15 protein-coding genes are annotated in these 12,657 nt (G+C 43.6%); 13 read left to right on the forward strand and 2 right to left on the reverse strand.

All coding sequences use genetic code 11. The features are described from left to right. The first annotated feature begins 39 nt into the window (after positions 1-39). The 13 genes from gspI (at position 40) to pyrF (ending at position 9,944) form a co-directional block, all read left to right on the forward strand. The gene (gspI, locus tag NI467_RS09065) at positions 40-468 is read left to right on the forward strand and encodes a type II secretion system minor pseudopilin GspI (protein ID WP_253152483.1); all 429 of its coding nucleotides are present in this window, start codon (positions 40-42) and stop codon (positions 466-468) included. Continuing rightward, on the forward strand, positions 465-1,091 hold the full coding sequence (gene gspJ / locus NI467_RS09070; RefSeq protein WP_151205052.1) for a type II secretion system minor pseudopilin GspJ: 627 nt from the start codon (positions 465-467) through the stop codon (positions 1,089-1,091). Before gspI ends, gspJ begins: the two co-directional genes overlap by 4 nt. Positions 1,092-1,103: 12 nt before the next feature. Continuing rightward, entirely contained in the window at positions 1,104-2,069 is a 966-nt protein-coding gene (gene gspK / locus NI467_RS09075) for a type II secretion system minor pseudopilin GspK (protein ID WP_258170036.1), read from the forward strand. Positions 2,070-2,215: 146 nt separating this feature from the next. Further along, entirely contained in the window at positions 2,216-2,812 is a 597-nt protein-coding gene (locus NI467_RS09080; RefSeq protein WP_253152425.1) for a 6-carboxytetrahydropterin synthase, read from the forward strand. 44 nt (positions 2,813-2,856) lie between these two features. Continuing rightward, the gene (gene ung / locus NI467_RS09085) at positions 2,857-3,570 is read left to right on the forward strand and encodes a uracil-DNA glycosylase (protein WP_253152435.1); all 714 of its coding nucleotides are present in this window, start codon (positions 2,857-2,859) and stop codon (positions 3,568-3,570) included. Continuing rightward, positions 3,567-4,688, forward strand: coding sequence for an enoyl-CoA hydratase/isomerase family protein (locus NI467_RS09090; protein WP_151205049.1), 1,122 nt, complete (start codon positions 3,567-3,569; stop codon positions 4,686-4,688). The genes ung and NI467_RS09090 overlap by 4 nt, the downstream gene beginning before the upstream one ends. A 6-nt stretch (positions 4,689-4,694) precedes the next feature. Next, positions 4,695-5,210, forward strand: a complete 516-nt coding sequence (gene tadA / locus NI467_RS09095) for a tRNA adenosine(34) deaminase TadA (protein WP_151206809.1) — start codon at positions 4,695-4,697, stop codon at positions 5,208-5,210. Positions 5,211-5,268: 58 nt separating this feature from the next. Beyond that, positions 5,269-5,700 (forward strand): SRPBCC family protein, encoded by a 432-nt coding sequence (locus tag NI467_RS09100; protein ID WP_253152437.1) that lies wholly within the window; start codon positions 5,269-5,271, stop codon positions 5,698-5,700. 17 nt (positions 5,701-5,717) lie between these two features. Further along, entirely contained in the window at positions 5,718-6,401 is a 684-nt protein-coding gene (gene cmk, locus NI467_RS09105; protein WP_151206811.1) for a (d)CMP kinase, read from the forward strand. Positions 6,402-6,510: 109 nt separating this feature from the next. Beyond that, positions 6,511-8,187: a 30S ribosomal protein S1 gene (rpsA, locus tag NI467_RS09110; protein WP_253152439.1), complete on the forward strand. Its 1,677-nt coding sequence runs from the start codon at positions 6,511-6,513 to the stop codon at positions 8,185-8,187. Positions 8,188-8,351: 164 nt separating this feature from the next. Beyond that, positions 8,352-8,660 carry an integration host factor subunit beta gene (locus NI467_RS09115; protein ID WP_151205611.1) on the forward strand — a complete coding sequence of 103 codons (309 nt, stop codon included), beginning with the start codon at positions 8,352-8,354 and terminating at the stop codon, positions 8,658-8,660. A 16-nt stretch (positions 8,661-8,676) separates the two neighbouring features. Next, the gene (locus NI467_RS09120; RefSeq protein WP_151205610.1) at positions 8,677-9,042 is read left to right on the forward strand and encodes a lipopolysaccharide assembly protein LapA domain-containing protein; all 366 of its coding nucleotides are present in this window, start codon (positions 8,677-8,679) and stop codon (positions 9,040-9,042) included. 221 nt (positions 9,043-9,263) lie between these two features. After that, positions 9,264-9,944, forward strand: a complete 681-nt coding sequence (gene pyrF, locus NI467_RS09125; RefSeq protein ID WP_151206814.1) for an orotidine-5'-phosphate decarboxylase — start codon at positions 9,264-9,266, stop codon at positions 9,942-9,944. Between the two features lie 159 nt (positions 9,945-10,103). Here pyrF and NI467_RS09130 read toward each other — a convergent pair whose 3' ends face one another. Further along, positions 10,104-11,012, reverse strand: coding sequence for a lysine exporter LysO family protein (locus NI467_RS09130; protein ID WP_151205113.1), 909 nt, complete (start codon positions 11,010-11,012; stop codon positions 10,104-10,106). Positions 11,013-11,060: 48 nt separating this feature from the next. Beyond that, positions 11,061-12,569 (reverse strand): NAD(P)/FAD-dependent oxidoreductase, encoded by a 1,509-nt coding sequence (locus NI467_RS09135; protein WP_253152440.1) that lies wholly within the window; start codon positions 12,567-12,569, stop codon positions 11,061-11,063. Positions 12,570-12,657: the final 88 nt, after the last annotated feature.

Raw genomic sequence — 12,657 nt, forward strand, 5'->3', positions numbered from 1 at the left:
GACCTTGCGGAGGCTCACTTCACAAGCACCGTTTCCAAAATGACTTGCAAAACAGGTGCGCTTCGCTCCAAGAAGAGCCGATTTCAGGCTGTTTCAGGTTTTACCTTGCTAGAAGTTATGGTGGCTTTGGCCATCTTTGCTACAGCGGCCATGACCCTGACCAAAGTGGCGATGCAATATACCCAGTCTACTGCCCATGCAGTACTTAGAACTAAAGCCCAATTTGTTGCATTGAATGAAGCGGCACAAATGGAAATCAATCAGGAGTGGCTGAGTGGAACATCTTCAAGGCAACTCACCCAGCAGAACGAAACCTGGCAGATTGATAAACGGAGCGAGCCGACTATTAGCCCCAATGTGCAGCGGATTGAGTTACAAGTTAGTCTCATTAATGCTGAAAGTGGGCAAGTGGAATCTGGTATTAGCACCCTGACATTTTTTAATCACCGTAAGAATCCTGTACCATGAAGCCTCAAGGATTTACCTTAGTTGAATTATTGGTCGCCATTACCATTTTTGCGGTGCTTTCTGCACTAGGTTGGCAGGTTTTTGATTATATTAATAAAAGCAAAGACCAGAATGCGATGCATGAATACCGTTTAAACCAGTTACAGGATACTTATCAGCAGATTTTACGTGATACGGTGCAGGCGGTACCACTGACAGCCAATATAAATGGCCAGATTCAACCTGCACTGGTTTTACAAAATGGACGTTTTAATTTTAGTAAAACAGGCGTAACTGATCCTTTGCAGGAAGGTATTTCGCCTGATGAGCGCGTGGAATACCAGTACCGTTCAGAGGAGCAAAAGCTTTACCGTTTAAAATACCGTAATCTGAACCAGACCGGACGTGATCAGCCAGAATCCAGCGTCTTGCTCAATCATGTCGAACAATTTGAAATTTTAGTGCTCAATCCGAATGAGCTGACTCAGTGGCCAGATTCTTCAGCTGATCTCAACCAGGTGGCGCAAAAACAGCGCCTGCCGAAAGGCATTAAAATCAAATTAACCGTCAATGGGGTGAATTATGAATGGATATTCAGCCTGCTAAATACAGATTTTCTGCTTGCTCCCCAAGGCCAACCATAATAAGAAATACAGATGAAGAAAACGATCGCGATTCAACAGCAGCAGGGTATAGCACTGATCACCATTTTGGTCATGGTAGCATTGGCTACAATTCTCGCGGCCACTATTGCAAAGCGCCAGACGGCCACTGCGGAAAGTACGGCTTATTTAATGCGCCAAAATCAGTCTTTAATGTATGCCAAAAGTGCAGAAGCTTTTTTTGCTGAGTTGTTGGCCGATGATGCTAAAAATGCGCCAGATGTAGACCATTTAAATGAAACCTGGGCTCAGCCCATGCCTGCTTTCCCGGTGGAAGACGGGTATGTCTCGGGGGTATTGCAAGATGAATCGGGCAAGTTCAACCTAAACAGTCTGCTTACCCAGGAAGGTAATGTTAATGAACATGCCAAGATATGGTTTGAGCAAATTTTAAAGCGTGCCGGATTGCCTGAGCAGCTCAGTGAAGCGGTAATTGATTGGCAGGATGCTGATGATGTACCTGTGGGGCCTATGGGGGCAGAGTCCAATTATTACCAGGGCCTGCTAGATGCGGCCCTGCCTCCCAACACCAAATTTCATAATGTGGAACAGCTAAAATTGGTACGCGGCTTTGAGGAAAATAAATATCAGCTGATTGCCCCGTATGTAACCGCTGCTCCATTATCGGATAGTCCGGTGAATATTAATACCGCATCAGCTTTTCTTCTGGCCAGTATAGATGAAAAGCTGGATATTCATGGCATACAGCAAGTTTTGGAAAAACGTCAGGCAAATCTGGAGCATTTTTCCAGTGTGTCGGAGCTTTGGGCCATTGAACCTTTTAGTCAGGTCAGTGCAGATAAGCGTAATCTGGTCAGTAATTTATTAGGCATACAATCTCATTATTTCAAGGCCCGGATTGAAGTGATGCTGAGTGAACGCAAGCGCCAGTTCAGCAGCGATTTAGTGCGTCAGGAACAGCAGGTTCATATCGCATATCGCAGCATGGCGCCGTTTTAATTTGACAGGTTAAAAGTGCCCAAGTCATTGTTCATCTACATGATCCTTTTTTCCCATCAGCCTGAACAGCAAAATTAATCCTTCTTTATCCACTTTTGGTCTATAATCCAAAGATATTCACCTATTTTTTGACGATATTAGGGCATATGTTAATTCGTAAGTTATTTAAATTTGAAAATGCTCATATTGTGCGTAACTGCACATCGGACCGCTGCAAGCGTTCGATTCATGGTCATAGTTATAAAGTCGAGTTACTGCTAAAAGCGTCGAAATTGGATCATGGTCAGATGGTCTATGATTTTGGTTTGCTCAAAGGTGTAATTAAAGACCTTTATGATTCTTTTGATCATGCCATTTGTTTCTGGCAGCAGGATGATCCGGAGTATATTCAGGCTTGCAAGAAGTTTAGTGCACGTTGGATCTCTTTGCCTGTATCGCCCTCTGCGGAACAGTTTTCCCGTATTTTCTTCTTTCTGGCACAGCAAGTGCTGGCCTCGACCGTCACCCAGAATGGTGAAGGGGATGTCGAAGTATATTCAGTAATCGTACATGAAACGGATACTGGCTATGCACAAAGCTTCCTGGAAGATATTGAAAATGAGCAGATGGGGTTATTGACTCTAGATCAGATTGAGTTTTCAGAGCAGGTACAGTCCGAATGGACTGAGCCGCAGATGTATAATAAACTGAAACAGGGGATCGCCTTTCACAACCCGACTGTGGATTTACAGGTCAAACGCTAAAAGCGCAGGACTGACGCATACTGACATAGATTTAGGATTGAAGAATGTCTTTAAATGAACAGCAAATGGCTAAACTGAGTAAAGTTCAGTTAGATGAAAGCTGGAAATACGCTTTGAGTGATTTTTTGCTCGGTTCCAAAATGGATGCGTTAAAAGCGTTTTTAATTGAAGAGAAAAAAGCAGATAAAATTATTTATCCACCGAATCATCTGATTTTTAATGCCTTAAATACCACTCCGCTGGATCGGGTTAAAGTAGTGATTTTAGGGCAGGACCCTTATCATGGTCCGAATCAGGCACATGGCTTAAGTTTTTCGGTGCAGAAGGGCGTGCCAGTACCGCCTTCTTTACGTAATATCTTTCATGAATTGCACAATGATCTGGGGGTGGAAAGTCCTAAGCATGGCGATTTAACCCACTGGGCAGAGCAAGGGGTGCTATTGCTCAATGCTGTCCTGACGGTAGAAGCCAGTCAGCCGACTTCGCATCAAAAACGTGGGTGGGAAGAGTTTACCGATCACGTGATTGACATCTTAAATGAACAGCGCGAACATATTGTCTTTATCCTTTGGGGCGCATACGCACAGCGTAAAGGACAGCGCATTGACCAGAATAAACATCTCGTATTAAAGGCTGCTCATCCTTCGCCTTTAGCTGCAAACCGGGGTGGTTTCTTTGGTTGCAAAGTGTTTTCAAAAACAAATAATTATCTTAAACAACATGGCATTGAGCCTATAGATTGGCAGCTGGACGCATGACTTACTCTCCTGTAAATAAATCTTATCATCCGGATTTGATTGTTGAAGAAGCGCACAACGGGTGGCGCATTGTTCGCTTGAATCGTCCGAAATCCTTACATGCTCTCGATGAATCGATTGTGACGGCATTGCTTGAAGTTTTTCAGGATTTTTATACGGATGAAAATGTAAAAGCAATCTGGCTGGATTCTACTACGCCCAAAGCATTTTGTGCGGGTGGAGATGTGCGCAAGCTACGTCAATTGGTCATCAATGATGAAGTGGCGACAGCCAATAAATTTTTTGAACAAGAATATGCGCTGGATCTGCTATTGCATAACTATGCAAAACCCATATTGGTATGGGGTGAAGGCTATGTTATGGGCGGTGGCCTGGGCCTGTTTATGGCCGCGCCATTCCGCTTGGTAACACCGTACTCCCGTCTGGCGATGCCAGAAATTAATATTGGTCTGTATCCGGATGTTGGTGCAACACGCTTCCTGGCGGATCGTGGCGCGATTGGCCTGTTTACTGGTTTGACCGGCTCGATTATGACAGCTGCAGGTGCTTATGGAATTGGCTGGGCAACGCATATCTGTGATGCTGCACGTGACACTGTTCTGAACAGGGTGGTGAATATTGACTGGGATCATTATCCGGCAGGCGATTTTCGAGCAATTGATGATACGCTGAACAGCATGCATCGTCCGGTAGGCCCAGGACCATTACAAAACTCACTCGATGTCATTCAAAGTGTTTGCCGTGGGCTGAACTTTGAGCATGACTATGAGTCGATTATCGGTTTAAGTGATGCGCGTAGTGACTGGTTGCGTCAGGCCAGTGAAAATCTGCAAAAAGGTTCACCGACTACGGCCGCATTGACCTGGTTATTGTGGCAATGGGGGAAGCAGGTTCATTCCTGGAATGAAGTATTTGAACTGGAAACCCAGATTTCCGACTGGAAAATTCGTCATGCGGACTTTGTCGAGGGGGTGCGTGCCCGCCTGGTCGATAAAGATCTGTCACCAGAATGGAGCCAAGGAAGCGATTTAAGTCTGAAAGGAATTCTTTCAGCCAACCCTCCTGTCACGACGATTGAAAGCTGGAATGAATTGCTCAAGCATTATGGTGTGATCTGAAGCTGAATGTCTGAAACACACTATAAAGATGAAGACTGGATGCAGCTTGCCTATGAGCAGGCTGCATTGGCTGCCGAACAGGGGGAAATTCCTGTGGGTGCAGTGATTGTAAGTCAACAGCAGGTAATTGGACGTGGATTCAATGCGCCTATCTCCCTGAACGACCCTACAGCCCATGCCGAAATCGTGGCGTTACGTGAAGCCTGCCATAATCTGCAAAATTATCGCCTGCCCGATGATGCTGTACTCTATGTAACCTTGGAGCCTTGCACCATGTGTGTAGGAGCATTGGTACATGCACGCGTATCTCGGGTGGTGTTCGGAACGACCGAGCCGAAAGCTGGTTCTTTGGTTAGCGCCCGCAAGCTTTTTGAAACTGGGTATTATAACCATGTCTTTTCCTTTGAAGCAGGCTGTATGCAGCAGCAATGCTCCGAACAGCTGAGCATTTTTTTTAAGCAGCGCCGCGAACAGAAGCGTGAGCTCAAGCGACAAGAAAAGTTACGCAATACCCAAAAATAAATGAATATTATCCGCTAGAATTTTCTCACCTTAAAACAAGTCATACACAGGAAAAATAATGAACTCTATTCAAGTCAAAAAAGAATTTCCCGCATCTGTTGCTCAGATTTTTGATCTGCTGTCCAAACATGCAACTTATAATATTGCCTTTGCGCCATTACAGGTCGAGCGTATTAAGGATTCTGCTGATGCTGAACGTCCCGATGGAGTGGGTTCAGTGCGGAGCATGGGAATCGGTCCAGTCAAACCGTTAAAGGAACAGATTACTTTACTCGAAGAAAATCAGCGAATTGAATATAAAATTGTTAAAAATCCTCTGATCAAGCATCATTTGGGTATTATTGAGTTTGAGGAAAAAGAGGCGGATAAAACCTTGGTGACTTATACTATCGAATTGCAGACGCGTGTTCCTTTGACCAGTAAATTGATCCTTGCACAGTTAAAAACTGGGATTAAACTAGGACTCGCAAAACTTGCAAAATCTGTTTAAACAACAACGGAAACGTAATGACAGTTCAAATTATTACTATTGATGGTCCAAGTGGATCTGGTAAAGGCACCTTGGCTGCGAAACTGGCAGACCATTATCAGTTTCATCTATTGGATTCAGGTGCCTTATATCGTCTTTTAGGGCTGTCATTGCATCAACATGGCTTGCTGGAGGAAATGGATAAGCGGCTCGCAGAGTGCATACAATCTGCAACAAATTTAGATATACAGTTTGTCAGCAGTATTGCCGGGACTCAGGTACTTTTAGAGGGCGAAGATGTTTCTCAAACGATCCGTACTGAACGGGTGGGGGAGTTTGCCTCAAAAGTAGCCGCAATTCCTGAACTTAGAGCAGCGTTGGTGGCGCGTCAACATGCTTTTGCACAGGCGCCCGGCCTGGTGGCCGATGGTCGAGATATGGCGACTGCGATTTTTCCTCAGGCACAAGCCAAAATTTATTTGACGGCATCGGCCGAATCACGTGCGCAAAGGCGCCTAAAGCAGTTGCAGGGAATGGGGCTGGATGTTAAAATAAACGACATTTTAGCTAATATTCAGGCGCGGGATAAACGAGATATGGAGCGTACAGTTGCTCCGCTCAAGCCTGCTGATGATGCGTACATTATCGATAGTTCTGATCTGAATATCGATGAAGTATTCCGGCTGATGACCACTTATGTCAATCAGCGCTTAGCCAAATAACCTATTTTTTCAGCAAATGCATAGCTTGATCAGTTTTATAAGGACTATGTAGATGCTTAATTAAACCGGCCTTGTCTGATCCAAGACCGCTGACTTTATCGGAAATATCATGACCGAATCTTTTGCAGCCCTCTTTGAAGAAAGTGAATTAAACCTCAACGTTGAAAAGGGCGCTGTCATCCAGGGCGTTGTAGTAAGCATCGACTCTGACTGGGTAACTGTTGACACTGGTCTTAAATCTGAAGGTGTTGTTGACCGTGCGGAGTTCTTAAATGAACAACGCGAACTTGAAGTTCAAGTAGGCGACACAGTTGACGTAGTTGTTGAAGCACTTGACAACGGTATGGGTCAAACAGTTCTTTCACGCGAAAAAGCTAAACGCGCTGAAACTTGGACTAAACTTGAAAAAATCTTTGAAGACGGCGAAATCGTTACTGGTGTTATCTCTGGTAAAGTTAAAGGTGGTTTCACTGTTGACATCGGTCCAGTACGTGCGTTCTTACCAGGTTCACTTGTAGACACTCGTCCTATCCGTGACACGACTCACCTTGAAGGTAAAGAGTTAGAGTTCAAGGTTATCAAGCTTGATGCTAAACGTAACAACGTTGTTGTTTCACGTCGTGCGGTTATGGAAGCTGAATCTTCAGCTGACCGTGAAGCACTTCTTGCTCAGCTTGAAGAAGGTCAAACAGTTACTGGTACAATCAAGAACCTTACTGACTATGGTGCGTTCGTTGACCTTGGCGGTATTGACGGTCTTCTTCACATCACTGACATGGCTTGGAAACGTATCAAGCACCCATCAGAAGTTGTTGAAGTAGGTCAAGAAGTTACTGTTAAAGTACTTAAGTTCGACCGTGAGCGTAACCGCGTATCTTTAGGCCTTAAACAATTAGGCGAAGATCCATGGTTAGCGATCATGAGCCGTTACCCTAAAGGTTCTATCGTTAAAGCTCGTGTAACTAACTTAACTGACTATGGTTGCTTCGCCGAAATCGCTGAAGGCGTTGAAGGCTTAGTACACGTTTCAGAAATGGACCACACAAACAAAAACATCCACCCATCTAAAGTTGTTCAGATCGGTGACGAAGTTGATGTTATGGTTCTTGAAGTTGATGAAGAGCGTCGTCGTATCTCTCTTGGTATCAAACAAACTCGTGCTAACCCATGGGAAGAGTTTGCTAAGAACCACGATAAAGGTGAAAAAGTTTCAGGTACGATCAAGTCAATCACTGACTTCGGTATCTTCATCGGTTTACCAGGCGGTATCGATGGCCTGGTTCACTTGTCTGACATCTCTTGGAACGAGCAAGGCGAAGAAGCTATCCGTCGCTACAAGAAAGGTGACACTGTTGAAGCGGTTATCCTGTCTGTAGATGCTGAAGGCAACCGTATCAGCCTTGGTATCAAGCAGTTGAACAGCGATCCATTCAACGATTTCTTGGCGGCTAACGAACGCGGTGCGCTGGTTAAAGGTACTGTAACTGTAGTTGACGCTAAAGGCGCTACTGTTAAGTTAGCTGACGAAGTTGAAGCAACTCTTAAAGCATCTGAAATCAATCGCGACCGCGTTGAAGATGCGACTAAATTCTTAGAAGTTGGTCAAGAAGTTGAAGCTAAGATTATCAACGTAGATCGTAAATCTCGCTCTATCAACTTGTCTATCAAAGCGAAAGATGAAGCTGAAGAGAAAGAAGCAGTTGCTAACCTGAAAACTACTGCTGTAGCTCAAGACAATGGTCCTAAGACTATTGGTGACTTGATTAAGGCGCAAATGAACAATTAATAGTAGATGATGGAATGTATTGTTAATGTAAGTTAACTGATACTTTCTATACAAATACTGTAAACGGTAGCGTAGTATTTAATTATTGCGCTACCGTTTTGTATTTAAACAGGTTATTATCTGGGAATAGATCCCAAGTAGCTTGATAATTAAAGAGGTCGCAGATGACTACTGAAGCACTTAATAAGTCTGACTTAATAGAGCGTATTGCATTGAAAAATCCACATTTGGCTGAGCCATTGGTGGAAGAAGCGGTTAAAATCATGATTGATCAAATGATTGAGGCTTTATCAGCCGACAACCGTATTGAAATCCGCGGATTTGGTAGCTTCGCACTGCATCATCGTGAGCCTCGTGTGGGTCGTAACCCAAAAACAGGTAAGTCAGTAGAAGTGGCAGCAAAAGCTGTTCCACATTTCAAGCCTGGTAAAGCCTTACGTGACGCAGTAAACGAATCGGCAATGAAGCCATAATATTTACGGGGTAGCTATGCGTTACATTCTGGTTGTTCTTTTACTGGTACTTTTTGGTTATTCATTGGCTCTTGTTTTACAAAATGGCACCGAGTTATCAGTAGACCTGCTTTTCACTCAGGTTCCAGCCATGCGTCTGGGGCTATTACTGTTACTTACTTTATCTTTAGGGATCGTTGTTGGCTTATTATTGGGCGTGCAAGTATTCCGTGTATTTCAAACCAGTTGGGAAATTAAACGACTCCATAAAGATATTGATCATCTGCGTAAAGAACAGTTAAATACTGCGAAAATGATGGCTGCTGAGGCTGCTGCCCAGAGCCGCCATGAAAAAACAGTATTAGATATTAACCCTAATGATCGACCATCTACACCCCTTTAAATTAGTGTATGCAGTCAGAGGTCTTGACTGAATATGCAAATATATTAATTTCAGCGCCTTTAAGCTCAGCTCAAAGGCGTTTTTTATTAGGCTTTACACTATTAAAGACTATAAAAATAAAAAGCTTGGTTTGAATTTTAAATTGATTTTAAAAATATTCTTGGTCGTTTTTGGCTTAATCCGTATAATGCCTTAATTTTGTCAGTTTGAAGGGTCTCCTCATGAGTATTATTGTTGCCTTAGATGCGAAAAGTCATTATGACGCAATGACCATTGCCGGACAATTAGACCCTCAATTATGCCGTGTAAAAGTCGGTAAAGAACTATTTACCCATGAGGGCTCCTCTATTGTTAAAGCCTTACATGGTGAAGGTTTTGAAGTATTTTTAGATTTAAAATTTCACGATATTCCAAACACAACTGCACAAGCGGTATGTGCTGCTGCGGATATGGGTGTATGGATGGTGAATGTTCACGCTTCGGGTGGACGTAAAATGATGGAAACCTGTGTCGAGCGTTTAAAAGCCGGGAATTATAATACCCAGCTGATTGCAGTAACAGTATTAACCTCAATGGGGCGTGAAGATCTGGCGGATTTGGGGCTTGATATTGAGCCTTTTGAGCAGGTTAAGCGTCTTGCGAAATTGACTAAAGAGAGCGGTCTGGATGGGGTGGTATGTTCAGCTCAAGAAGCAAAAATGCTGCGTGAAAATTTAGGTGCAGAGTTTGCGTTGGTCACCCCGGGTATTCGTCCAGAAGGCTCAAGTGCCGATGACCAAAAGCGTATTTTGACACCAAAGCAGGCGATGCTAGATGGTGCTACGCATTTAGTGATTGGCCGTCCGATTACGAAATCGGAAAATCCTCGTCAGATGTTAAAAGATATTTTGCTGACTTTGTAAGTCTTGCAGCATAAAAAAGCCTTTCAACTGGAAGGCTTTTTTTATGGATAAAGAAAATAGACGCTAAGAAATAATGATTAGGTTTGCAATTTTCTAGTCTTTCTTTAAAACAAGGCGAGATTTTCGCAAATGGTGATGAGTCAGAGTTTAAAACCCGGTTTAGATTGCCGCCAATACACTGACTAAAATCGGTGCCAATACCGATAACACAAAACCGCTAACCATCGCATGAGGAATAAAGTCATTGCCACATGCCTGTTTCACCATGGGTAAAGTGACATCCATCGCGGTTGCGCCGGCAGATGAAATTGCAGAACGTGGATAGCGCCATCCGATCATGTACATAAACAGAATGGCAAAAATCTCCCGGAACAGGTCATTCATCAGTGCGATACTGCCAAGCTCTGCATTTTTGAGTTCGGTTACGACCACACCGGACATTGAATAGAAACCATATCCTTGTGAGAGCATGATCAGGTCTTTTAAGGCGATGTGCGAGTTCCAGAACGAATATAAGACCACCCCCAATAATGAGCCTACAATACAGCCCACAGGAACCAGCATGATGCGCCAGTTCAGCCAGGATTTATCCAGGGGAGAATAGGCTAAGTCAAGCCCGATTAGCAGCATATAGACCAGTAATAAATGCCAGGTACTGATATGCAAGCTGTAATCATGGTGGCTGGAAAATTCAGCAATTGCATAACCCAAACCAAGTGCAATGAAGGCATAGCTGATATTGATCAGGGAGCTTAGCAATAATTCAGCAGACACCTTTCCCTGCAAGGGCGTAACACCTATAGCTTTATAGAGCGCATAGCAGCAGATAAAAGCGCCTAAAGAAGTTGCAAGCGCAATACTGAGGGAACTAGAGAGAATTAGCGATGGGCTGGTAATGCTGTGCAGCGTCTGAGAAAACTCAATTGCAATCGCAATCAATAGAATATAGGTAAAATAAGGCAATATTTTAAAAGCGAATTTTTCCAGCCACTCCGGAATTCTTTTTGCCAGAACAAAGCCGAAAAACAGACAAAACAGTAACTGAAAAATAAGCCACAAAGATTGCATACAAATAGGCAGGTAATGGAATACCTGCCTATTATGACCAAATCATGTTTAAGCTGCACGGTTTCCTGAAGATTTATTCAGCAATCTGTAAGCTGCCGGATTTGGTTTGCGGGTCTGTAACCAGTATTTCCAGGTATAGGTTGGCCAGAGGGCAAAGTTTTTACCACCATCCTGCTGATACCAGCTGACGCAGCCCGATTGCCATACTGTACCTTTTAGCTGTTCCTGAATATCGTGGTTAAACTGTTCCTGAGTATCGTCTTTTACTACGATGGCTTCGCATTGTGTCCGTTTTACCAGCTGAATCAGCTGTAGAATATAATTTATCTGGGATTCGATCATAAAAATAACCGAGTTGTGCGCAAGTATGGTATTGGGACCCAGCAATTGGAACAGGTTCGGGAAACCTTTGGTGCAGATGCCGTAATAACTTTCCGCTCCCGTTTTCCAGACATCTTTCAGTTCAAGACCATTTTGACCATAACATGCAAAGGAGTTTAGATAGATTCTGGGATCAGTAATAAAGCCGGTTCCATAAATCAGGCAGTCGATAGGACGTTCTTTCCCATCTTGGGTAATAATACTATTTTCCCTAACCTCCTGAATGCCTTCAGTAATCAGTTCAACATTTGGACGGTTGAAGGTCGGGAAGTAGGTGTTGGAAATCAAGATGCGCTTACATCCCATAATATAGTCAGGGGTCAGCTTTTTTGCAGTGGCCTTATTCTTGACCTGATAACGGATAAACGCTTCAGCCAGTTTCTGTCCATATTTCATGATCTGTGGTTGAACAATAGGTACAACCCGCGATTCATTCGACCAGTAAAGCCGCGCACGGTGAATTTTTCGGAACCAGTCAAAGCGGCTGAACAGTTTTTTATCCAGAGCAGGATAGACCCGCTCATCACGTGGAATTACCCAGGCTGCGGTACGCTGGAATACATACAGGTTTTTGACTTCAACTGCAATTTTTGGAATGTACTGAATAGCACTGCCACCGGTGCCAATTGAGGCAACATTTTTGTCAGTCAGATTGTATTCGTGATCCCAGTGGGAGGAGTGGAATACTTTACCCTTAAATTTTTCAATGCCTTTGATATGAGGAATTTGAGGTACATGCAAGGGACCCGAAGCCAAGACCATGAACTGAGCAATCACTTTACGATTATTGTTTAGTTCTAGATGCCATTCGCAGTCATTTTCCTGATAGCTTGCCGATTTTACCTCACTGTTAAGCTGACAGTAGTTTTTCAGGTTATAGTTTTGAGCCAGATCCTGAATATAGGCAAAAATTTCAGGAGCTTCGGCATAACGTTTGCTCCAATCGGTCTTCGGGGCAAAGGACAGGGAATACAGATGCGACTGTACATCACATGCTGCACCGGGATACTGGTTTTCACGCCATGTTCCACCGACATCATCTGCTTTTTCAAGAATGATAAAGTCTCTGATTCCTGACTGGAGCAGGCGTATGGCCATGCCAAGGCCACCAAATCCAGCCCCTATAATTGCTATTGTGGTTTTTTGAATATTCTGTGTAGATGATGCATCTCGCATATTTTTATATTCCTGATATACATTTTTTAACCCAGCATAATAGAGTTTCTAGCGCGATAACATGATGCCGATGACATTAATATTGATA

The sequence above is a fragment of the Acinetobacter sp. S4397-1 genome (assembly GCF_024129285.1).
Taxonomy (GTDB): Bacteria; Pseudomonadota; Gammaproteobacteria; order Pseudomonadales; family Moraxellaceae; genus Acinetobacter; species Acinetobacter lwoffii_C.